At 63.9% G+C, this 21077-nt stretch carries 22 protein-coding genes; 19 read left to right on the forward strand and 3 right to left on the reverse strand.

Annotated features, from left to right (window positions below; all coding sequences use genetic code 11):
• Window positions 1–8 precede the first annotated feature (8 nt).
• The gene (locus JOE41_RS00725; protein ID WP_011692009.1) at window positions 9–1172 is read left to right on the forward strand and encodes an acyl-CoA dehydrogenase family protein; all 1164 of its coding nucleotides are present in this window, start codon (window positions 9–11) and stop codon (window positions 1170–1172) included.
• 4 nt (window positions 1173–1176) lie between these two features.
• Here JOE41_RS00725 and JOE41_RS00730 read toward each other — a convergent pair whose 3' ends face one another.
• Window positions 1177–1410, reverse strand: coding sequence for a DUF5703 family protein (locus JOE41_RS00730; RefSeq protein ID WP_011692010.1), 234 nt, complete (start codon window positions 1408–1410; stop codon window positions 1177–1179).
• 39 nt (window positions 1411–1449) lie between these two features.
• Between JOE41_RS00730 and JOE41_RS00735 the strand changes: the two genes are divergently transcribed.
• Complete coding sequence (locus JOE41_RS00735; RefSeq protein ID WP_011692011.1) at window positions 1450–1716, forward strand: hypothetical protein; 267 nt, start codon at window positions 1450–1452, stop codon at window positions 1714–1716.
• A gap of 54 nt (window positions 1717–1770) precedes the next feature.
• Here the strand turns inward: JOE41_RS00735 and JOE41_RS00740 are convergent, their stop codons facing one another.
• Window positions 1771–2706, reverse strand: coding sequence for an aldo/keto reductase (locus JOE41_RS00740; RefSeq protein ID WP_011692012.1), 936 nt, complete (start codon window positions 2704–2706; stop codon window positions 1771–1773).
• Between the two features lie 52 nt (window positions 2707–2758).
• Here JOE41_RS00740 and JOE41_RS00745 point away from each other — a divergent pair, with 52 nt between their 5' ends.
• Together JOE41_RS00745 and mshC are read left to right on the forward strand one after the other, a co-directional pair.
• On the forward strand, window positions 2759–3592 hold the full coding sequence (locus JOE41_RS00745; RefSeq protein ID WP_043429776.1) for an undecaprenyl-diphosphate phosphatase: 834 nt from the start codon (window positions 2759–2761) through the stop codon (window positions 3590–3592).
• A gap of 15 nt (window positions 3593–3607) precedes the next feature.
• Window positions 3608–4888, forward strand: coding sequence for a cysteine--1-D-myo-inosityl 2-amino-2-deoxy-alpha-D-glucopyranoside ligase (mshC, locus tag JOE41_RS00750; RefSeq protein ID WP_209750367.1), 1281 nt, complete (start codon window positions 3608–3610; stop codon window positions 4886–4888).
• A gap of 68 nt (window positions 4889–4956) precedes the next feature.
• Here the strand turns inward: mshC and JOE41_RS00755 are convergent, their stop codons facing one another.
• The gene (locus JOE41_RS00755; RefSeq protein ID WP_011692015.1) at window positions 4957–5862 is read right to left on the reverse strand and encodes a PAC2 family protein; all 906 of its coding nucleotides are present in this window, start codon (window positions 5860–5862) and stop codon (window positions 4957–4959) included.
• A 164-nt stretch (window positions 5863–6026) separates the two neighbouring features.
• Here JOE41_RS00755 and JOE41_RS00760 point away from each other — a divergent pair, with 164 nt between their 5' ends.
• From JOE41_RS00760 to tatC, 15 genes are all read left to right on the forward strand, one after another.
• Window positions 6027–6776, forward strand: a complete 750-nt coding sequence (locus JOE41_RS00760) for an HAD family phosphatase (protein WP_083812691.1) — start codon at window positions 6027–6029, stop codon at window positions 6774–6776.
• Window positions 6745–7956, forward strand: coding sequence for a site-2 protease family protein (locus JOE41_RS00765; protein WP_011692017.1), 1212 nt, complete (start codon window positions 6745–6747; stop codon window positions 7954–7956). Before JOE41_RS00760 ends, JOE41_RS00765 begins: the two co-directional genes overlap by 32 nt.
• A 101-nt stretch (window positions 7957–8057) precedes the next feature.
• Entirely contained in the window at window positions 8058–9125 is a 1068-nt protein-coding gene (locus JOE41_RS00770) for a tRNA (adenine-N1)-methyltransferase (RefSeq protein ID WP_011692018.1), read from the forward strand.
• An 82-nt stretch (window positions 9126–9207) separates the two neighbouring features.
• Complete coding sequence (gene arc / locus JOE41_RS00775; RefSeq protein WP_043430712.1) at window positions 9208–10989, forward strand: proteasome ATPase; 1782 nt, start codon at window positions 9208–9210, stop codon at window positions 10987–10989.
• A gap of 50 nt (window positions 10990–11039) precedes the next feature.
• The gene (gene dop, locus JOE41_RS00780; protein WP_209753493.1) at window positions 11040–12659 is read left to right on the forward strand and encodes a depupylase/deamidase Dop; all 1620 of its coding nucleotides are present in this window, start codon (window positions 11040–11042) and stop codon (window positions 12657–12659) included.
• An 84-nt stretch (window positions 12660–12743) separates the two neighbouring features.
• Window positions 12744–12947: a ubiquitin-like protein Pup gene (locus JOE41_RS00785; protein ID WP_209750368.1), complete on the forward strand. Its 204-nt coding sequence runs from the start codon at window positions 12744–12746 to the stop codon at window positions 12945–12947.
• Between the two features lie 86 nt (window positions 12948–13033).
• Window positions 13034–13861 (forward strand): proteasome subunit beta, encoded by an 828-nt coding sequence (gene prcB, locus JOE41_RS00790; protein WP_011692022.1) that lies wholly within the window; start codon window positions 13034–13036, stop codon window positions 13859–13861.
• Window position 13862: 1 nt separating this feature from the next.
• Window positions 13863–14570 carry a proteasome subunit alpha gene (gene prcA / locus JOE41_RS00795; protein WP_011692023.1) on the forward strand — a complete coding sequence of 236 codons (708 nt, stop codon included), beginning with the start codon at window positions 13863–13865 and terminating at the stop codon, window positions 14568–14570.
• A 1-nt stretch (window position 14571) separates the two neighbouring features.
• Complete coding sequence (gene pafA / locus JOE41_RS00800; protein ID WP_011692024.1) at window positions 14572–15936, forward strand: Pup--protein ligase; 1365 nt, start codon at window positions 14572–14574, stop codon at window positions 15934–15936.
• Window positions 15937–16047: 111 nt separating this feature from the next.
• The gene (locus JOE41_RS00805) at window positions 16048–16977 is read left to right on the forward strand and encodes an FKBP-type peptidyl-prolyl cis-trans isomerase (protein WP_011692025.1); all 930 of its coding nucleotides are present in this window, start codon (window positions 16048–16050) and stop codon (window positions 16975–16977) included.
• A 26-nt stretch (window positions 16978–17003) separates the two neighbouring features.
• Window positions 17004–17399 carry an FKBP-type peptidyl-prolyl cis-trans isomerase gene (locus JOE41_RS00810; protein ID WP_011692026.1) on the forward strand — a complete coding sequence of 132 codons (396 nt, stop codon included), beginning with the start codon at window positions 17004–17006 and terminating at the stop codon, window positions 17397–17399.
• Window positions 17400–17524: 125 nt separating this feature from the next.
• Complete coding sequence (locus JOE41_RS00815; protein ID WP_209750370.1) at window positions 17525–19516, forward strand: YafY family protein; 1992 nt, start codon at window positions 17525–17527, stop codon at window positions 19514–19516.
• Between the two features lie 10 nt (window positions 19517–19526).
• Window positions 19527–19898: a hypothetical protein gene (locus tag JOE41_RS00820; protein ID WP_209750371.1), complete on the forward strand. Its 372-nt coding sequence runs from the start codon at window positions 19527–19529 to the stop codon at window positions 19896–19898.
• Window positions 19899–19930: 32 nt separating this feature from the next.
• Window positions 19931–20227, forward strand: coding sequence for a Sec-independent protein translocase subunit TatA (gene tatA / locus JOE41_RS00825; RefSeq protein ID WP_209750373.1), 297 nt, complete (start codon window positions 19931–19933; stop codon window positions 20225–20227).
• A 48-nt stretch (window positions 20228–20275) separates the two neighbouring features.
• Window positions 20276–21070, forward strand: a complete 795-nt coding sequence (gene tatC / locus JOE41_RS00830; protein WP_011692030.1) for a twin-arginine translocase subunit TatC — start codon at window positions 20276–20278, stop codon at window positions 21068–21070.
• Window positions 21071–21077: the final 7 nt, after the last annotated feature.

The following is a 21077-nucleotide window of genomic DNA, read 5'->3' on the forward strand; positions in this document are numbered from 1 at the left end:
GCCAGGTCATGACACCGGAACAGATCCTCACCGACCCCCTGCTGGACCGTATCCGCGGCCGTGCCGCCCGCTATGACCGGGAGAACGGGTTCTTCACTGAGGACCTGGAAGAACTCGCCGCTGCCGGCTACCTCAAGATCTTTGTGCCGGCGTCCGACGGCGGCCTGGGCCTCGGCCTCGCCGCGGCAGCCCAGCTGCAAAGGAGGCTGGCGACGGCGGCCCCGGCCACCGCGTTGGCGATCAACATGCATTTGGTATGGACCGGCGTCGCACATGTCCTCGCCGCCCGCGGCGATTCCTCCCTGGACTTTGTCCTCCGGGAGGCGGCGGAGGGGGAGATCTTCGCCTTCGGGAACTCTGAAGCCGGCAACGATTCGGTGCTGTTCGATTCCCGGACCGTCGCAGCCCCGCAGGCGGACGGGAGCTACAGCTTCACCGGGCGGAAAATCTTCACCAGCCTGTCCCCGGCCTGGACAAGGCTCGGCATCTTCGGCAAGGACGGTTCAGCCAGGGACGGCGAGGGGGAGCTGGTGCACGGCTTCCTCGGCAGGGAGTCCGCCGGCTACGACATCCTGGAAGACTGGGACACCCTGGGCATGCGTGCGAGCCAGTCAAACACCACGGTCCTGGACGGTGCCCTGGTGCCAGCGGACCGGATCTTCCGAAAACTGCCGGTGGGCCCAAACACGGACCCGATGATCTTCGCGATCTTCGCATGTTTCGAGACCTTGTTGGCTGCCGTTTACACCGGGCTCGGCGAGCGGGCGCTGGCCCTGGGCGTCGAGGCCGTCAAACGCCGGACATCCTTCAAGAACGATGGACGCAGTTACGCCCAGGACCCGGATATCCGTTGGAAGGTGGCGGAAGCCGCCATGGCAATGGATGCCTTGTATCCCCAGCTGGCAGAGCTCTCGCGTGACGTTGATGGCCTGGTGGACCACGGCGGCCAGTGGTTCCCACGGCTGGTGGGCCTCAAGGTCAGGGCCACGGAGACCGCGCGTACGGTTGTGGACCTGGCTATCCGGGTCTCAGGGGGTTCCAGCTACTTTCGGGGATCCGAACTGGAGCGGTTGTACCGGGACGTGCTCGCCGGGATGTTCCACCCCTCGGATGACGAGTCCGCGCACAACACCGTGGCCAATGCCTGGCTGGGACCGCTGGACACGCACTAGCAGGCTAGACCGTGCGCTGCACCTGGATGACTTTGCGGCGCAACCAGAAGCGCCTGCCTCCGCCTACGTAAAGCCGGCTGCGTTCCAGTTCCCACTTGCCGTATTCGGAATGCTCAACAAGGCGCCGACGCGCTTCCGGAAGGGAATCCTCAGGGCCGACCGTCAGTACCAGATACTCGTACTGCCTCGCATAGTCCCGCTCCCGCTGGACTGAACTGCTCAGAAAATGTTCTTTCATTGCTCTCCATTTTCGTCCTTTTCCGGCTAACGTGAAGTCATGAGCATCGATCCGCGTGTCGCGCTTCAGTCCCTGACCACAGCCCTGGAAGAACACCTGATCGCAGCCTCCGCACGGCGGGGCGAAGGAGACCCAACCGTCGAAGCGGCGTTCTTTGCCGTTGCTGATGCTTTCGAAGTCTACGACGATTCCCTTTATGAGGCCTACGGCGAGGTCACCCCGCTTGAAGTCATCGACGACGTGGACGACGAAGACGAAGAAGAAGAAGCCGAGGACGACGAAGACTTGGAGATCGTCGACGATTAGTCAGGTTCCGGGTGCCACGATTCAGGGGCCCGACAGCCTGCTTCCTCCGTAACTTCAATCCACCGCGGAAACGTCTTCCAGCGCCCGCGCGATTTCCGCAGGCACGTGTGTCAGCTGCGAATCCAGGATCTCCTTGAGCTGCACGGGAGACCTGGCCCCCACGATCGCGGTCGCCACTCCGTGCTGCGACAGCAGCCAGCTCAGGGCAACATCGATTGATGACCGGCCCAGTCCCCGCGCGGCCATCGCAACCGCCTCCACGATCCTGGACGCCGGCTCCTCCAGGTAGGGCTCAACGTAGCCGGCCAGGCGCTTCTGTGCCGCCCGGGAATCCGCCGGGATGTGCCCGCGGTACTTCCCGGTGAGCACTCCGCGGCCCAGGGGCGCCCAGGCAAACAGTCCCAGGCCCGCGTCCTCGATGGCCGGGATGAGCTCTGATTCAGGCTTCCGCTGCAGCAACGAGTATTCCGTCTGGCTCGCCACGAGCGGGAAGCCGGCCACGGCGGCGGCCTTGGCCGCCTGCCACCCTGTGAAATTCGACACTCCCGCATAGCGGGCGCGTCCCGTGCGTACCGCGAACTCCAGGGCTGACAACGTCTCCTCCAGGGGGACATTCGCGTCCCAGGCCTGCGCAAACCAGACGTCGACATAGTCGGTGCCGAGCCGGGCAAGGCTGGCATCAAGTCCGGAGAGCATGCCGTTACGTGAGGTATCGACGCTGCGCCGGCCGTCCGACGTCGAAATTCCTGCCTTGGTGGAAATCACCACTTCCGAGCGGGAGACGACGTCACCCAGCAGGGACCCCAGGAGGGCCTCCGCCTGGCCATCGGCGTAGGAGGCAGCGGTGTCTATCAACGTCCCGCCGGCGTCAACGAACGACCTGAGCAGTTCGGAGGCATCCTGCTCATCCGTCTCCCGTGCCCACGACATCGTTCCAAGGGAGAGTGAGGACACGCGCAACCCACTGTTGCCGACATAACGCTGCTGCATAGCAGTTAGCTTACGGGGATTCACCATGCTTCATGACGTAGGGTCTATAAACGTGAACTGGTTTGAAGCGGCCCTGCTGGGTCTTGTCCAAGGGCTGACCGAATTCCTCCCGATTTCCTCTAGCGCCCACCTGCGCATCGTCGGATCATTCCTGCCAAATGCAGCGGATCCGGGCGCGGCCTTTACAGCCATCACCCAGCTCGGAACCGAGACAGCGGTAATCGTTTACTTCTGGCGGGACATTGTCAGGATCGTCAAGGCCTGGGCCGGCACGTTGACGCGGCGCGTGCCGACGGACGACCCGGATGCCCGAATGGGCTGGCTCGTGATTCTGGGGAGCCTCCCCATCATCGTCCTCGGCCTGATCTTCCAGGACCAGATTGAATCCGTCCTTCGCAGCCTCTGGATCGTAGCCACCATGCTCATAGTCTTCGGCCTGATCCTCGCCGTGGCAGATGCGGTGGGCCGCCAGGAGCGCGAGCTGACGAGGTTGACCTACAAGCACGGCATCTTTTACGGGTTCGCCCAGGCCATGGCCCTCATCCCCGGCGTGTCGCGGTCAGGTGGAACCATCACGGCCGGCCTGCTGATGGGGTACACCCGTGAAGCCGCAGCCCGGTATTCGTTCCTGCTGGCCATTCCGGCCGTGTTCGGCAGCGGGCTGTACCAGCTGTACAAGGTGATGTCCAAGGACGGCATCACGGGGCCCTACGGCTTGCCGGAAACGGCGCTGGCCACTCTGATCGCCTTCGTTGTTGGCTACGTCATCATCGGCTGGTTCCTGAAGTTTGTCTCCACCCGCAGCTACCGGCTCTTCGTCTGGTACCGGATTTTCCTTGGGCTGGCACTGTACTTGCTGCTCGGTTTCAATGTCATCAGCGCCTAGCACTAGGCTTGGCCTGTGAAATCCTGGATCTCCCGCCCTGTCCCTCAGCTCCCGGGCCGCATGCCCGCCGTTCGGATTTTCGACACCGCCGCGGGGGCTTACAGCACCCTCGATGCCACGGGTGAACAATCACTATATGTCTGCGGAATCACCCCGTATGACGCAACCCATATGGGGCACGCGGCCAGCTATGTCGCTTTTGACCTGCTGAACCGGGCGTGGCGGGACGGCGGCCAGCGCGTTGCCTATGTCCAGAACGTCACCGACGTCGACGACCCCCTTCTCGAGCGGGCCACGGCAACAGGCGTTGACTGGCGCGACCTTGCCGCAAGCCAGATCGAACTCTTCCAGACCGACATGGCTGCCCTTAACGTCCTGGCGCCGGACCACTACGTCGGTGCGGTCGAATCCATCCCGGAAATCGTTCCCGCCATTGAACGCCTCCTGCACCTCGGCCTTGCATACCGCGTTACCGGCACTCCCGGTGAGCCGGACGGCGACGTCTACTACGACGTCGAGGCCGCCAGCAAGCACTCCGCGGAGGCCAAGGACGCCTGGACCCTGGGATCAGTGTCCGGGCTCTCCGAAACCGAGATGCTGGAACTCTTCGCCGAACGCGGTGGCGACCCGGGCCGCCGTGGCAAGCGGCAGGCCCTGGATCCGCTGCTTTGGCGCGTGGCCCGCGACGGCGAACCCAGCTGGGCGGGCGGCGAACTGGGTTCAGGCCGGCCAGGCTGGCACATTGAGTGCACGGTCATTGCACAGAAGTACCTGCCGGCACCCTTCACCGTTCAAGGCGGAGGATCCGACCTCATCTTCCCGCACCACGAGATGGGCGCGGGACACGCATACTCGCTGACCGGCGTTCCCCTGGCACGGCATTTCGCCCACGCCGGGATGGTGGGCCTCGACGGCGAAAAGATGAGCAAATCCAAGGGAAACCTGGTGCTCGTGTCCAAACTCCGGGCTGCCGGCGAGGAACCCGCGGCCATCCGCCTGGCAATCCTCGCCCACCATTACCGCACGGACTGGTCCTGGACAGAGGCAGGCTTCGCGCAAGCAAAGACAAGGCTTGCCGAGTGGCGGGACGCCCTCACTATGGCTCCGGGGGAGTCAGCCGCCACACTTATCGCCGAGATGCGGAGCGAACTGGCCAACGACCTGAACGCCCCGGGCGCCCTCGCTGCCGTGGACCGCTGGGCCGTCGCCGCAAAGCAGCAGGCAGGGGCCGGCTCGCCGATGGACCAGGCGCTGGTCAGTGACGCCGTCAATGCCCTGCTCGGCGTCGAACTCTAACTCTTTTGCAACAGGGCGCGGTCCCCGGCGAAATTCGCCGGGGACCGCTCCCTGTTTAAAACTGCGCCCTACTGCTTGTCCTTGCCGCGGCGTTTGAGGTAGCGCTCGAACTCGCGCGCAATGGACTCGCCGCTGGCCTCCGGAAGGTCAGCGGTGTCCTTGGCTTCCTCCAACTGCCGCACGTACGCTGCAATTTCCGGGTCCTCGGTGGCAAGCTCATCCACACCGCGTTCCCAGGCGTCTGCTTCTTCCGCCAGTTCGTGCGTGTCAAGCGGCACCTGGAGCAACTCCTCAATCTTATGAAGAAGGGCGAGCTGGGCCTTGGGGGAGGGGGCCTGCGCGACATAGTGCGGAACGGCCGCCCAGAGGGACACTGTAGGCAGGCCGGCCAGCAGCGCCACTTCCGAAAGTACGCCGACAATCCCCACCGGTCCCTCGTACTGCGAGGCCTCAAGGTTCATGCGCTCCCGGAGGGCGCTATCGTCCGTGGACGTGCTCACCGGGATGGGACGGCTGTGGGGAACATCCGCGAGCAGGGCGCCCACCAGGATGACGTAGTCCACGTGCAGGGCCTCGGCATGGACCAGCAGTTCAGCGGTATAGGCCCTCCACTTATAGGACGGCTCCGTGCCCTGGACGAAGATCACATCGACATTCGCGTCCGGGGCGCTGGCTTTGTAAATCCGCGTGGACGGCCATTTGATTTTGCGTTCCCCGGAGGACGTCCGGCGGATGGTTGGTCGTGTGAACTGGAAGTCGTAGTACTCGTCGGCATCAATCGATGCCACCTTTTTGCCGCCCCATAGTTTGTTCAGGTAACGCAAAGCGTCGCTCGCCGCTTCGCCGGCATCATTCCAGCCTTCAAAGGCGGCGAGCATCACCGTGATGCGCTGGCCTTCTGGCACGGGCTGCAGCAGCCGCTCCGGCTCGGGCGTGGCACCCGGTTCGCTGGTGTCTCCGTCGAAGCTATTCATTTCTTCACCCTACGTCCAAGACCCCGCCGGGTGCATGGAATGAAGCGCCACAAATCTTGCGCAGGTCGCAGCCGCACCGCTGCAACACAACATCCCGCCGCCTGATATTCGCCGAGGGCGTAGTGCACGCCGCCTCCCGAGGGGCGCACCGTAGACTTGGAGCTATGCGATCCTCAGCCTCCCAGCCACTTCTCAAAGCCGCTTTATGGGACATGGATGGCACTATCGTCGACACTGAACCGTACTGGATCGAAGCTGAGCATGCGCTCGTTGCCGCCCACGGCGGACAGTGGTCCCACGCGCAGGCCATGCAGCTGGTGGGACAATCCCTGGTCTTCTCGGCAGGGGTTCTCCAAAAGGCCGGAGTCAAGCTTGAGGCCCGGGAGATCATCGACTCACTGACGGCCCGGGTCGTCAGTAAAGTCCGCAAGTCCGTTCCCTGGCGCCCGGGGGCGCGTGAACTGCTGGACCAGCTCCATGAGGCAGGCATCCGATGCGCCCTCGTGACCATGTCCGAAGGGCCGCTTGCACGTGAGGTCGTCGCGGCACTGCCGAAGCCCTACTTCGAGTTCCTGGTCACCGGCGACACCGTCACCAACGGAAAGCCCCACCCGGAGGCCTACCTCAAAGCAGTCGAACTGCTCCAGCAAGGAGATTCCGCACTGACTATCGCCGACTGCGTTGCGCTCGAAGATTCGGCGCCCGGCGTTGCTGCCGCCATGGCCGCAGGAGTGGCGACCGTGGCGATCCCGCACATCGTTCCGCTACCGGACGATCCGGCCCGGGCCACCTGGCACTCCCTCGAAGGCCGCACCGTGGCCGACCTGCAGCAGTTGGTGGCCCGGCGCAGCGAATTCGCTGTAGGGGACATCGGCCTGGAAGATGCAGCATTCCGGAGCCACGGCCTTGACTGACCCGGCGGGCGGCAGCGACCCGAAGGTTGCCAATGGCCGCAGGGAAGGCATATCGCTGGGCCGCATCGCGGGTATCAGGGTAGTCCTGGCGTATTCGTGGTTCATCATTGCTGCGTTCACCGTGATTGTGTACGGACCCGTGCTGGAGGGGCAGTACCCGGACATGGGAATCACGGCCTACTACGTGGCCTTCGCTTATGCCCTGCTCCTGCTCCTCTCAGTACTTGTCCACGAGCTCGCCCACGCCCTGACGGCCAAGATCTTCCACTGGCCCACCGAGAAAATCGTGCTCAACCTCTGGGGCGGCCACACGCAGTTCGAGGGCTTCACCGCAACGCCCGGACGCTCGGTGCTGGTGGCGATGGCCGGGCCTGCTGCGAACCTGGCACTGGCCGGTGCCGGCTGGCTGTTCATCCTGGCAACGGATCCCTCCGGCGTGGCGGGAATCCTGTCCAACATCTTTGTCTGGGCGAACCTGCTCATCGGCATCTTCAACGTCCTTCCTGGGCTGCCGCTCGACGGCGGCCGCCTCGTTGAGTCCGCTGTCTGGAAAGCCACCGGAAGCCAGGAAAAAGGCACCGTGGCCGCCGGCTGGGCAGGGCGCATCATTGTCATTGCCCTTGCGGTCTGGTTCGTCCTGCTTCCGCTGGCGCGCGGCGACCGCCCCGACGTTTCACTGATGCTCATCACCGTGCTGGTGGGCAGCTTCCTGTGGATGGGGGCGTCGGCCTCCATCCAGCACGGAAGGCTTCGCAGCCGGCTGCACCTTGTCAACGCAGCGGCCCTCGCGGAACCAGCGGTCGGAATACCCGAATCCTCCACCGTGGCCGACGTTCTGCGGCTTGCTCCGCAAGGCACCCCTGCCATCGTTCTCTGCGGATCGGACGGACGTCCGGCCGGAATAGTCTCCGATGTCGCCGCCGCCTCCGTTCCCGCAGGTGCCGCAGCAACAACCCCCGCCACCGCAGTGGCGCACGCCCTCAGCGCCGGCGCCTACGTGCCCGAATGGTCCCAGGGCCAGGAGCTGGTGCAGTACCTTGCTCAGCTTGAGGGCCACGAGTATGCCGTGGTGGACCACCACGGAAAGGTGACCGGTCTGCTCCGCCAGCAGGCCGTGGTGACCGCCATTACAGGCAAAGAAATGCGCCGCGGCGGGCGCGCCAAGGCGCAGAACCGGTAGAGTTACCTGCCGGTCGTGAAATACCGCTGCTCGGGCCCGCAACTGGTGCCCGGCCGTACTGATGCGTGGCCACCCAGGTTTACAAAAGCGAGGAATATTCCATGAGCAGCGAAACTGCCGCCAACAACATCACGCGGGACGACACCGCAGACGCCGCCGGCACCACCGGGGTAGTACCCGTGGGTGCCGCCCGCCGCCGGGGTCCGTTCCGCGAAGGCGAGCGTGTGCAGCTGACTGACGAGCGCGGCCGGATGAACACCATCACACTGGAGGCCGGGGGAGCGTTCCACACCCACCGGGGCTTCCTTAACCATGATGAAATCATTGGGCAGGCCGATGGATCCGTCGTGACCAACAACGTGGGGCAGCAGTACCAGACGCTCCGTCCGCTGCTCTCGGACTTCGTACTCTCCATGCCCCGCGGGGCTGCCGTGGTCTACCCCAAGGACGCCGGCCAGATCGTCACCATGGCGGACATCTTCCCCGGCGCCCGTGTGGTGGAAGCCGGTGTGGGGTCAGGTGCGTTGTCGATTTCGCTGCTGCGGGCAGTCGGCGACAACGGCTATCTGCACTCCTTTGAACGGCGCGAGGAATTCGCGGACATTGCCCGCGGCAACGTGGAAACAATCTTCGGCGGACCGCACCCCGCGTGGAAGATTTCCCTCGGGGACTTCCAGGAGGAAGTGGTCCGCAGCGAAGCACCCGGATCCGTGGACCGCGTAGTGCTGGACATGCTGGCACCCTGGGAATGCCTTGACGCCGTCGCCACGGTTCTCGCCCCGGGCGGCGTGTGGATCAACTACGTTGCCACCGTGACCCAGCTGTCCAGGACGGCGGAAGCAATTCGGGCCGATGGCCGCTTCACTGAGCCCGACGCCTGGGAATCCATGGTCCGCGGCTGGCACCTGGAGGGCCTTGCCGTCAGGCCGGACCACCGCATGGTGGCCCACACTGGATTCCTGCTGGTCACCCGCAGGCTCGCGGACGGCGTCACCGGCATCTCGGTAAAACGCCGGCCGTCCAAGACGGACTTCAACGAGGACGACGTCAACGCCTGGACTCCCGGCGCTGTAGGAGAGCGGCTCGTCTCCGACAAGAAACTCCGCCGCGCTGCACGAGATGCCATCGCCGGAACCCACGTCAAGGACGACCCGGAGGTCACGAACTAGTCCGTATTTCGGATGTCTCCAGCAGTACCCGGCTTCTTGGGGCTAAGGTCTTAATAGAAGCGCAGGAAGGGGCTGATGCATGATGGAGACTCCGAACAACGACTCCTCACGGACACCGGACGAGGCCGCAGGGGCACCGGACCCTGAGAGTGCCCGCTACGTAGCCAACGAACTCTCAGTTGCGGACCGTCAGGTGAACATCCTCCGGGACAAGCTGCGGCACATAGACCGCCAGCTTGCCGCCGCGACGCAGAACAACTCAAAACTGGTGGGCATGCTGGAAACCGCCAAGGCGGAAATCCTGCGCCTCAAGAACGCCCTGGACCAGGAAGGCCAGCCGCCCTACAGCTTTGGGACCATTCTGCAGCTGAACCCCAAGCGGCAGCCCACAGCCGGCAACAGCGGGCAGGCCGCCACGGAAGAATCGGTGGACATCTTCAACGCCGGCCGCAAAATGCGCGTCGGCGTGAGCCCGCTGGTAAACATGAATCAGCTTGCCGTGGGGCAGGAAGTCCTCCTCAACGAAGCACTGCTGGTGGTGGCGGGCCTCGGCTACGAACGCGCCGGGGAACTGGTCACGCTCAAGGAGATGCTGGGGACCGACCGTGCCTTGGTCGTGGGACGCGCTGACGAGGAACGGGTCATCCGCCTTTCCGGGGCGCTGATGTCGGAGAAGCTCCGCGTGGGCGACGCCCTCTCCATCGACTCGCGGACGGGGTATGCCCTCGAGAAGGTTCCGCGCTCGGAGGTGGAGAACCTTGTGCTCGAAGAGGTCCCGGACATCACGTATGAGGACATCGGCGGCCTGGGCCCGCAGATCGAACAGATCCGGGATGCCGTCGAGCTGCCGTTCCTGCACCCGGACCTCTACCGCGAACACGGCCTGAAGGCCCCCAAGGGGATCCTCCTTTACGGCCCGCCGGGATGCGGCAAGACGCTGATCGCCAAGGCTGTGGCCAATTCGCTTGCTGCCCGGGCCGCCGAGCGCACCGGGAACGTGGACCTGAAGAGCTACTTCCTTAATATCAAGGGCCCGGAGCTCCTGGACAAGTACGTCGGCGAGACCGAGCGGCACATCCGCCTGATCTTCTCGCGTGCACGGGAAAAGGCCTCGGACGGCAGCCCGGTTGTTGTGTTCTTCGACGAGATGGATTCGTTGTTCCGCACGCGCGGCACCGGCATCTCCTCGGACGTGGAAACGACCATCGTCCCCCAGCTCCTGAGCGAGATCGACGGCGTCGAGCGCCTGGACAACGTGATTGTCATCGGCGCGTCCAACCGTGAGGACATGATCGACCCGGCCATCCTGCGCCCGGGCCGGCTGGACGTCAAGGTCAAGATCCAGCGGCCGGATGCAGAAGCCGCCGCCGATATCTTCTACAAGTACATCACCACGGACCTTCCGTTCCACGAGTCCGACCTCGCCGAACACAGCGGCGACGTCCAGGCGACCGTCGACGCCATGATCCAGCGCACCGTTGAGGCAATGTACTCCACCGAGAAATCCAACGAGTACCTCGAAGTGACGTACGCCAACGGCGATACCGAGATGCTGTACTTCAAGGACTTCAACTCCGGCGCCGTGGTGCAGAACGTGGTTGACCGTGCCAAGAAGTACGCCATCAAGGATCTTCTGACCACACAGCAAAAGGGTCTTCGCATCGACCACCTGCTGCGGGCCGTCGTCGATGAATTCCGTGAACATGAGGATATGCCCAACACCACCAACCCGGATGACTGGGCGCGGATCTCCGGCAAGAAGGGTGAACGCATCACCTATATCCGCACGATCGTCCAGGGCAAGGCAGGACAGGAACCCGGGAAATCCATCGAGACAATGCCCAGCACGGGCCAGTACCTGTGACGCCGCGCAGCGCCGGGGTTCCCGGCGCCCCGCTCCCGGCGGGCGGGGCCATGCGGGTGATGGGTTCGGAAACCGAATACGGCATCCACGCTCCGTCGGCGCCGGGCGCCAACGCCACGATGATGTCCGCCCGGGTAATTCAGGCCTATGCCCAGCTGACCCGCCAGCGCGCTGCAGGCGGGGCGGAAACACGGTGGGACTACACGGACGAGGAACCCCTGCATGACGCCCGGGGCTGGACCCTCGAACGCAACCAGGCCGACCCAAGCCAGCTGACGGACCAGCCCCCGGTCCTCGACGCCGAAGCTGTGGCGCTGGCCTACGGACGCGAAGAACTGGAGCAGGACGGCGAAGACGAAACCGGCTCGCTCCTGATGAACATGGTGTTGGGCAATGGCGCGCGCCTGTACGTGGACCACGCGCATCCGGAATATTCCAGCCCGGAGGTGACGAATCCGCTTGACGCGGTTGCCTGGGACGCTGCAGGAGACCTGGTGGCACTTTCGGCGGTACGCCGCATGGCCGCCGATCCGCAGCTTCCGCCGGTGAACCTGTACAAGAACAATACGGACAACAAGTCGGTGTCCTACGGCTCGCACGAGAATTACCTCATGCCGCGGGCGGTGCCCTTTGGCGACATCGTCCGGGGACTCACGCCTTTCTTCATCACGCGTCAGATCATGTGCGGTGCCGGCCGCGTGGGCCTCGGACAGGACAGCTCGCGGCCGGGCTACCAGATCAGCCAGCGGGCGGATTTCTTCGAGGCTGAGGTTGGTCTGGAGACGACCATCCGCCGTCCGATCATCAACACCCGTGACGAACCGCATGCCACGGCCGACAAATACCGCCGCCTTCATGTGATCATCGGAGACGCGAACCTCAGCCAGGCCGCCAACTACCTGAAGTTCGGCACCACGGCCATGGTGCTCAGCCTGATCGAGGCCGGACTTGCCCCCCGCGTTGAGGTCCACGAGCCGGTCGCGGCCCTCCAGGCCGTTAGCCATGACACGTCCCTGACCGCAACCCTCAGGCTTCTCGATGGCCGCCGCGTAACGGCTTTGGACCTGCAGTGGATGTACCACGAGGCCGCAGCCAAGCTCGCCCAGGACACCGGGGTGGCTGATTCCGTGGACGGCGACGGACACACCCACGCCCTCCTGGAACGCTGGGCTGCGACGCTGACGAATCTCGACAGTGACCGGACGGCTGCTGCCTCGTCCGTGGAGTGGCTTGCCAAGCTTTCCTTGCTGGAAGGCTACCGGCAGCGGGATGGACTGCAATGGAACGACGCCAGGCTGGGCCTTGTGGACCTTCAGTGGGCAGACGTCAGGCCCGAAAAGGGGCTTTACTACCGGATGCTTGCACGAGGCCGGATGGACCGGATCGTCGCCGACGAAACCATCGCCCGGGCGATGACGGAGCCGCCGTCGGACACGCGCGCATACTTCCGCGGCCGCTGCGTCAGCAGCTTCAGCAAGGACGTGGTCGGTGCAAGCTGGGACTCGGTCATCTTCGATGTACCGGGCCATGGACGGCTCCAACGAGTACCCACCCGTGAGCCCTTGAGGGGAACGGAAGCCCTCACCGGGGGCCTGTTTGCGAGGCACAAGGACACCGGGTCTTTCCTGGCAGAACTACTCGGACAAACTCCGCCTCCGCCACCGGCATAAAGCACCCCACCATGGCTTAAGGCGTGGCAATATGGGCTTACAGGATGTCCCCTCTCATCGGGGATGGATAGAAGGAGAAGGAAAATGGCAGGCCAGGAGCAGCAGCAGCCGCAGTCACGGGAGAGCGAATTCGAAGACGACGCCCCCGCAACGCCGCCCGCATCCGGAGAAGCCCAGGCGTCGGCAGCCACCCAAGGCGTGGATGACCTCCTGGACGAAATCGACGGCGTCCTCGAATCAAACGCCGAAGAATTCGTCCGTGCCTTCGTTCAAAAGGGCGGCCAATAGGGCCCAGGCTGCCATCGCCTGAACGGAGGGACGGCAGGCCGGACGCCCGAAGAGACGTTGATCCACCACGTTGAAGGAGTGCATCAGTGCAGGACACCACAGCCAACCAGGTAGCTGCCAACGCCACGTCATCATTCACTGAACACCTCCAACGCAACAGGCCCGGCCTGCTTCCCTACAATCAGCCGTTCCCGGCAGCGCTGACCGGGGCGGGATCACAGCCGTTGCAGGTGCCGCACGCCACCACCATCGTTTCCCTGACCTATGGCGGGGGAGTCCTGATGGCCGGAGACCGCCGCGCCACGATGGGGAACGTCATCGCCAGCAGGCACATCGAAAAAGTGTTTCCTGCCGACAGCTATTCGGTGCTGGGAATTGCCGGCACTGCAGGCATCGCCATCGATCTCACGCGGCTGTTCCAGGTGGAGCTGGAACACTACGAAAAGATCGAGGGAACCCTGCTGAGCCTGGAGGGTAAAGCCAACCGGCTCGGTGCCATGATCCGCGGAAACCTGCCCATGGCCATGCAGGGACTGGCCGTAGTGCCGTTGTTCGCCGGGTTCGACCTGCCCGTCGGCATCGGCCGCCTGTTTTCTTACGACGTCACCGGCGGACGGTACGAGGAGAAGGAACACCATGCCGTGGGTTCCGGTTCCGTGTTTGCTCGAGGTGCACTCAAGAAACTTTGGCGGCCGGGGCTGACGGCCGAAGAGGCCGTGGCCGTGGCCGTTGAATCCCTTTACGACGCGGCTGACGACGACTCGGCAACCGGCGGACCGGACCCCGTCCGGCAGTTGTGGCCGGTTGTCTATACCGTTGAACGTTCAGGCGCCAGGCGCATACCCGACCATGACCTCGCCTCCGTAGCCGGCGCCATTATCGAGGCCAGGACCACGGCACGGCGGGAGGCCTGAGATGACCCAACAGTTTTATGTGTCACCCGAACAGCTGATGAAGGACCGTGCGGACTTCGCACGGAAGGGTATCGCCCGCGGCCGCTCGGTCGTGGTCATCAGCTGCGAGGAGGGAATTGCACTCGTCGCGGAAAATCCCTCCCCGTCGTTGCACAAAATCGGTGAAATCTACGACAAGATCGCCTTCGCCGCCGTCGGAAAATACAACGAGTTTGAAAGCCTCCGCCAAGCGGGAGTCCGGTACGCGGACGTCCGCGGCTACTCCTACGACCGGGAGGACGTCACAGCAAGGGGCCTGGCCAGCGTCTATGCGCAAAGCCTGGGTGCAGTGTTCACGGCCGAACAGAAACCGTTTGAAGTTGAGCTTGCAGTAGCGGAAGTCGGAGGGAACCAGTCGGACGACCACCTGTACCGGCTGACGTTCGACGGTTCGATCGCTGATGAGAAACGCTTCATCGTGATGGGCGGCCAGGCCGACAAGGTGGCCGAGACGGTGGAGGGCGGGTGGCAGCAGGAACTGAACTTCGCCGGTGCAATCAGGCTCGCAATGAAAGGGCTCGTCACCGACAAGGAAGCCGGCGAACTTCCGGCGTCAGCCCTGGAAGTTGCAGTACTGGACCGCGCTTCGGAGAGCACCCGTGGATCCCGGCGGGCCTTCCGGCGCCTCGGCGACGACGAAATCGCCGCCCTGCTGTCTAAGGAGAACTGAAATGGACAAGCGCATTTTCGGCATTGAAACCGAATTCGGCATCTCGTACTCGAGCCCGGACTCGCGTCCGCTAGCACCGGAGGAAGTGGCACGCTACCTCTTCCGCAAGGTGGTCAGCTGGGGCCGTTCCTCCAATGTGTTCCTGACGAACGGGTCACGCCTATACCTGGACGTGGGCTCCCACCCCGAGTACGCGACCGCCGAATGCGACGACCTGGGACAGCTGATCGCGCACGACCGCGCGGGTGAACTGATCCTGGACGACCTCGTGGACGAGGCCCAGGAAAGGCTCGCCGCCGAGGGATTCAACGGCACCGTTTACCTTTTCAAGAACAACACCGACTCCGCGGGCAATTCATACGGCAGCCACGAAAACTACCTCATTCCCCGCCGCGGTGAATTCTCGAGGCTGGCCGAGATCCTCATCCCCTTCCTGGTAACACGCCAGCTCATCGCCGGTGCCGGCAAGATCCTGAAGACCCCGCACGGCGCCACTTTTGCCTTTTCCCAGCGCGCGGACCATATCTGGGAAGGCGTTTCCTCCGCAACCACCCGGTCCCGTCCCATCATCAACACCCGGGACGAACCGCACGCCGACGCTGAGTTCTACCGCCGCCTCCACGTCATCGTGGGCGACTCCAACATGTCCGAAACTACGGCCCTGATGAAGGTCGGCACGGTGGACCTGATCCTCCGGATGATCGAGGCCGGGGTGATCATGCGGGACATGCGGATGGAGAATCCGATCCGCAGCATCCGTGAGATCTCCCACGACCTCAGTGGAAGGGCGCTCATCCGCCTTGCCAACGGCCGTCAGCTGACAGCCCTGGAAATCCAGCGTGAGTACCTGAACAAAGTCACGTCCTTCGTTGCCGAGAACGGCGCCCACAACCAGCATGTGCCGCTCATCCTGGACCTCTGGGAACGGACGCTCACGGCCATTGAAAGCGGAGACACCAGCACGATTGACACTGAGATCGACTGGGCCATCAAGAAAAAGCTGATGGACAGCTACCGGAAACGGCACGGACTCGGGCTGGATGCACCGAGGATCGCCCAGCTTGACCTCACCTACCACGACATTTCGCGGACCCGCGGGCTCTACTACCTGCTGCAGTCCCGCGGTGCTGTCCGCCGGGTGGTGGATGACACTGCCGTCAAGGACGCTGTTGATGCCCCGCCGCAGACAACCCGGGCAAAGCTCCGCGGGGACTTTGTCCGCCGCGCCCAGGAACTGGGCCGCGACTATACGGTTGACTGGGTGCATCTGAAGCTCAACGACCGCGCCCACCAGACGATCCTCTGCAAGGATCCGTTCCGCAACGTGGACGAGCGCGTGGATGCCCTCCTGGACTCTATGGGCTGATACCCAGCTTCAGGGGCTATTCTGGATGGGGCCGTTTAACCGGCCCCGACTGCGTTGCCGCAGGCTCCACTTGCGGCAACGCATCCATCTTGCCCCGACGAAAGTTCTTACGTGCGCCGACTACTAGCAATTCTCATTCCCGGACTGCTGCTGATATCCGCCTGCGGCGGAACGCCCGCAGCCCCGGAACCCACCAGCCAGTCTGCTGGCGAGACCGCCAAGCTCGACTCCCTGAAGCTTACGGACAACGGGGACAAGAAGGCACCCGGAGTCGCATTCGACAAGCCCCTGGACGTGAAGGAACCCACCGTCAAGGTGGTCACCGAGGGCGACGGGGAACGCCTCAAGGCCAACCAGATCGCCGACATCTCCATCCTCGCCGTCAGCGGCAAGGACGGCTCCACCCTTGAAGACACCTTTGCCAAGGACCCGGAGCCTCTTGAATTGAACGATGCCCTCAAGACCGGAAACGCCGTGATCTACAACGCGTTTGTGGGCGCCAAGATTGGCTCGCAGCTGGCTCTCGCCGTCCCCGGCCAGGCCGCCAAGGAAGGTGCCGAGGCCGGCCCCACGCAATTGCTCGTGGTCAAGGTCCTCTCCGCGAAGGACGCCCCGAAGGTGCTCGACAAGCCTGAGGGTGAGACGGTCACGCCTCCCGCCGGGCTTCCCACCGTCAAGGAAAACGACAAGGGCATCCCGGAGATCTCTGTTGAGGGCGTCAAGGCACCCACGGCACTCGTCTCCCAGGACCTGGTCAAGGGCACCGGCCCCGCTGTGAAGGAAACCGACACCCTGACGGTGAACTACGTCGGAGTCACCCTGAACGGCGGAACGAAATTCGATTCCAGCTTCGACCGCGGCGAAAAGGCCAGCTTCCCGCTGACCGGCGTCATCAAGGGCTGGACGCAGGGCCTTGCCGGCAAGACCGTGGGCTCACGCGTCCTCCTGGTCATTCCGAAGGATCTTGCCTACGGTGATGCGGGACAGGGCGAGGCCAAGGGCGACCTGGTGTTCGTCGTCGACATCCTCGGCGTCAAGTAAGCCAAACCAACCAAAAAGGAGCAAACATGTCATTTGGACAACGCAATTTCGACCGCCAGAAGCCGGAAATTGACTTCCCCGAAGGCGATGTACCCACCGAACTGGTCATCACTGACCTCATCGAGGGTGACGGAGCCGAGGCCAAGCCGGGCGACACTGTCTCCACCCACTATGTCGGAGTCGCCTGGTCCACGGGCGAAGAATTTGACGCCTCCTGGGGCCGCGGCGCTCCGCTGGACTTCCGCGTTGGCGTCGGCCAGGTCATCCAGGGCTGGGACCAGGGCCTGTTGGGCATGAAGGTCGGCGGCCGCCGCCGCCTGGAGATCCCCTCGGAACTCGCGTACGGTTCCCGCGGTGCCGGTGGAGCGATCGCCCCCAACGAAGCACTCATCTTCGTTGTGGACCTCGTCGGAGTCCGCTAGGCGGATCCGCGCCCTGCGCCGGCCGGGCAAGCTCTGCAGGGAGCGCGGTAACAATCGGAAGGAAATTTCCGTTTGTTGCCGCGCTTCCGGCGTTAAGCCGCGACGGCTTTAGTAACGTAGCCAAGGTGTCCGCCTTACGTACAGAACGCCTCCTGAACCTGCTCATCGCGCTGCTCAACACCCGCTACGGCCTGCGGCGCAGCGAATTGCGCGAAAAGGTCTACCGGGACACCAGCAGCAGCGAGGTGGCCTTTGGCCGAATGTTCGAGCGGGACAAGAGCGACCTCCGCCAGTTCGGCTTCGAAGTCGAAACGGTCATGGACCAGGGCTGGGGTTCGGATGATCCTGCCACCACGCGCTACCGCATCGGCAAGGAGTCCAACCGGCTTCCTGACGTGAACCTCACCTCCGCCGAATGCACTGTGCTCATTCTGGCAGCGCAGCTGTGGGAGCAGGCCGCGCTGGGGTCGGCCGCACAGAACGCCATGCGTAAACTGCAGGCAGCCGGCGGCCTCACGGAAGCCGAACTGCCGGCAGGCGTCCAGCCTCGGATCAGGCCCGCGGGCCAGGCCTTCGAGGACCTGGTCACGGCCATGCATGCCCAGCATCCCGTGACGTTTCGTTACCTGGCCGGCAGCACCGGCCGCGAAGAACTCAGGACTGTGGAGCCCTGGGGCCTGGGCAGCCGCTTTGGCCAGTGGTACCTGGTCGGCCTGGACCGGGGCCGTGCGGCGAAACGCTTCTTCCGTCTGTCCCGCTTCACCTCTGCTGTGACCGTCCGGGAAAAGGAACGGTATTCGCCCCCGCCGGGCTTCAACGTCCGGAAGGAACTTGATTCACTCCCCGAACTGCCGGTGCAGTCCGCCATCGTGGACGTGGCGTCCGGCAAGGTGCTGGGCCTGCGCAAGCGCGCGACAGGCGCCCCCACCGCCGGGATGCCGGTCGAGACGCACGACGGCGGTTGGGACCGTCTCACAGTCCCTTTCCGGGACGCTGAGGTGCTGGGCGAAGAACTCGCATCATACGGGCCGAACGTCACGGTGGTTGCGCCCCCCGAGCTGGTATCGGCGGTCCGGAGGAGGCTGAAGGCCGCTGCAGATTTCGCGGCTTCTCCGTCACCCGCGATCGTCTTCCCGGATAACCCTCCGGCGAAGCGCCCGCGGAAAAGGACGTCAGAGGACCAACTTCAGCGGATGCTTCAGCTCGTGCCGTTCCTGGTGCACAATCAGGGCCTTCATATCAGCGAAGTTGCTTCCAGTTTTGGAGTCACCCGAAAGGAGCTCGAAGACGATCTGCGCATCCTGATCTGCTCCGGCCTCCCCGAGGGATACCCGGACGATCTCCTGGACATCCAGTGGGAGGATGACCACGTCTACATCACGCAGGACCTTGACCTCAACCGTCCGGTCCGCTTTACCGTGGATGAAGCCTGCGCCCTGCTGACCGGCCTGGAGGCCCTCAACGGCCTGCCTGAGCTCGCGGAAGGGAGTGCGCTGGAGTCCGTCACGGTGAAACTGATGGCGGCAGCAGGGGAGGAGGGCCTGAAAGCGGCGTCCATCGCCGGCCCGGAGGTGGGTCCTGGCAATTCGGCGCATCTTGCGACGATCCGGCAGGCCATCACGGACGGGCTTCAGCTGCACCTAAAATACTTTTCCGCGCAGCGCGACTCCATGTCGGAGCGGGACGTCGACCCGCTGCGGCTCTACTCACTGGACAACACCTGGTACTTCGAGGCGTACTGCCACAGCGCACGAGACCTGCGGAATTTCCGGCTGGACCGCATAGAGACCCTGGAACCAAACGGCCGACGGGTCACCGAGGCGGCAAAACCCGCCGACGGCTTCCCGGTGAAACTGTTCACCCCGAACGACGACGACGCTCTGGTTATCGTCGAACTGGCACCCCAAGGCATCGGGCTGGCCGACGACTACTACGCCGAACGGACTGCCCCGCTCCCCAACGGCGGTCTCATTGCCGAAATCAGGTTCGGCAGCACCGGGTGGCTACCCATGTTCGTAGCCCAGCATGGCGGCGCGGTCCGCATTCTGGCACCGCAGGGCCTGGCCGATGCTGCCGGGGAATGGATCGACGCGGCCCTGGCCCGCTACGGCGGCTAGACTACACAGCATGCCTTGGTGGTCTTGGATCCTGATCTGGATAGCACTCGTAGCCGTTTCCCTGCTCTTCTATGTGCTCTTGGGAATCAGGCTCTTCAGGCAGTTCATGGCCACGGTCAAGGACCTTGGCGCTGCAGGCGAGCGATTCGGGGCACCCTTGGCCAACCTCAGCGAGCCGTCCCGACAGTCCGGCCCGGACGGAGAGCCCGGACGGGAGTCGGGGGCCAGCCCGGGTTCGGCGGTTTTTGCCTCGCCGATGCAGATGAGACATGATTACCTCACGTCCAAATCCTCCCGCAGGGAAGAGCGCCGTCAACGGCGCGTTCAGCGCAAAGCGGACCGTGGCCAACCCCAGGCGCTGCGCGACATCGAATTCGGTTAGACGTAGGATGTATTTCGAGGAAAGGACTTCCAGTGGGACGACTCTTTGATGGCCCTTGGCCCATCGTCATTATTATCATCGTGGCTCTATTGCTGTTTGCCGCGCCCAAACTTCCGGCCATGGCACGTAGCCTCGGCCAGTCCATGCGGATTATTAAATCCGAGGTCAAGGAAATGAAGAACGACGGCAAGCCCGAAACCAAGGACGGCACGGATCCCGTCGAAGGCAAAATCGTCAACCATCCGCAGTCCCGCCCACAAAACGGCGACTCCAGCAGCGGCACCGGCAGCGCAGACGGCACCGACGTTCCGCCGTCGAACCGCGTTTGACCTGAAGTGGCACTGACGAAGGGCCGAAAATCCAACCCTGAGGGTCGGATGGCCCTGCTGGATCACCTTAAGGAGCTCAAGAACCGGCTCATTAAGTCGGCCATTGGCCTGATCATCGGCGGCATCGGCGGGTGGATCCTCTACGACCCGGTCTTGAGCGCCCTGAAGGAACCGGTGGATCGGATTGCCGAAACCACCGGCGGCACTTCTTCGGTGAATTTCTCCAGCATCGCGTCGCCGTTTGATTTCAAACTGCAGCTTTCACTGTTGATTGGCGCTGTCATCTCCAGCCCCATCTGGATCTACCAGCTGTGGGCCTTCATCACCCCCGGCCTCACCAAAAAGGAGCGGCACTACACGCTCGGCTACATGGCCGCAGCCGTGCCGCTGTTCCTGGCCGGTGTGTGGGTTGGGTGGATGGTGACGCCGCAGGTGGTCCGCGCACTCACGCAGTTCACACCGGCCGGGTTCTCCAACCTCATCGATGCCCGTGACTACGTTGATTTCGTCACGCGAATGGTCTTGTTCCTTGGTCTCGCGTTCCTTGTCCCCGTGGTCCTGGTGGGCATTAACATGGCCGGCATCATCAGGGGTGAAACCATCCTGAAGGCCTGGCGCATCACGGTGTTCCTCGTCTTTGTACTGGCCGCCGTTGCTGCTCCGGGCGCAGATGCCCTGTCTATGTTCCTGCTTGCCGGCCCCCTGCTGGCACTGTTTTTCGCCGCCATCGGACTCTGTATCTTCAATGACCGGCGCCGGGACCGGAAGGCCGCGAAGACCGCCGCCGAAACTGAAGCGACGGCCGACGTTGCAACGCCCGGCACCGAACTGGGGAAACTGTAGTCCCGGG

Origin of the sequence: Arthrobacter sp. PvP103, assembly GCF_017833075.1 — a bacterium.
Lineage (GTDB): Bacteria > Actinomycetota > Actinomycetes > Actinomycetales > Micrococcaceae > Arthrobacter.

Bases quoted from the DNA above. Each gene is read 5' to 3' on its own strand.
- prcA (WP_011692023.1), top strand. From the start codon at position 13,863: ATGACCCAACAGTTTTATGTGTCACCCGAACAGCTGATGAAGGACCGT.
- dop (WP_209753493.1), top strand. From the start codon at position 11,040: ATGCGGGTGATGGGTTCGGAAACCGAATACGGCATCCACGCTCCGTCG.
- JOE41_RS00765 (WP_011692017.1), top strand. From the start codon at position 6,745: ATGCAGCATTCCGGAGCCACGGCCTTGACTGACCCGGCGGGCGGCAGC.
- JOE41_RS00755 (WP_011692015.1), bottom strand. From the start codon at position 5,862: ATGAATAGCTTCGACGGAGACACCAGCGAACCGGGTGCCACGCCCGAG.
- tatC (WP_011692030.1), top strand. From the start codon at position 20,276: ATGGCCCTGCTGGATCACCTTAAGGAGCTCAAGAACCGGCTCATTAAG.
- JOE41_RS00730 (WP_011692010.1), bottom strand. From the start codon at position 1,410: ATGAAAGAACATTTTCTGAGCAGTTCAGTCCAGCGGGAGCGGGACTAT.
- pafA (WP_011692024.1), top strand. From the start codon at position 14,572: ATGGACAAGCGCATTTTCGGCATTGAAACCGAATTCGGCATCTCGTAC.
- JOE41_RS00820 (WP_209750371.1), top strand. From the start codon at position 19,527: ATGCCTTGGTGGTCTTGGATCCTGATCTGGATAGCACTCGTAGCCGTT.
- JOE41_RS00770 (WP_011692018.1), top strand. From the start codon at position 8,058: ATGAGCAGCGAAACTGCCGCCAACAACATCACGCGGGACGACACCGCA.
- JOE41_RS00785 (WP_209750368.1), top strand. From the start codon at position 12,744: ATGGCAGGCCAGGAGCAGCAGCAGCCGCAGTCACGGGAGAGCGAATTC.
- JOE41_RS00725 (WP_011692009.1), top strand. From the start codon at position 9: ATGACACCGGAACAGATCCTCACCGACCCCCTGCTGGACCGTATCCGC.
- JOE41_RS00810 (WP_011692026.1), top strand. From the start codon at position 17,004: ATGTCATTTGGACAACGCAATTTCGACCGCCAGAAGCCGGAAATTGAC.
- arc (WP_043430712.1), top strand. From the start codon at position 9,208: ATGGAGACTCCGAACAACGACTCCTCACGGACACCGGACGAGGCCGCA.
- JOE41_RS00740 (WP_011692012.1), bottom strand. From the start codon at position 2,706: ATGCAGCAGCGTTATGTCGGCAACAGTGGGTTGCGCGTGTCCTCACTC.
- JOE41_RS00760 (WP_083812691.1), top strand. From the start codon at position 6,027: ATGCGATCCTCAGCCTCCCAGCCACTTCTCAAAGCCGCTTTATGGGAC.
- JOE41_RS00735 (WP_011692011.1), top strand. From the start codon at position 1,450: ATGAGCATCGATCCGCGTGTCGCGCTTCAGTCCCTGACCACAGCCCTG.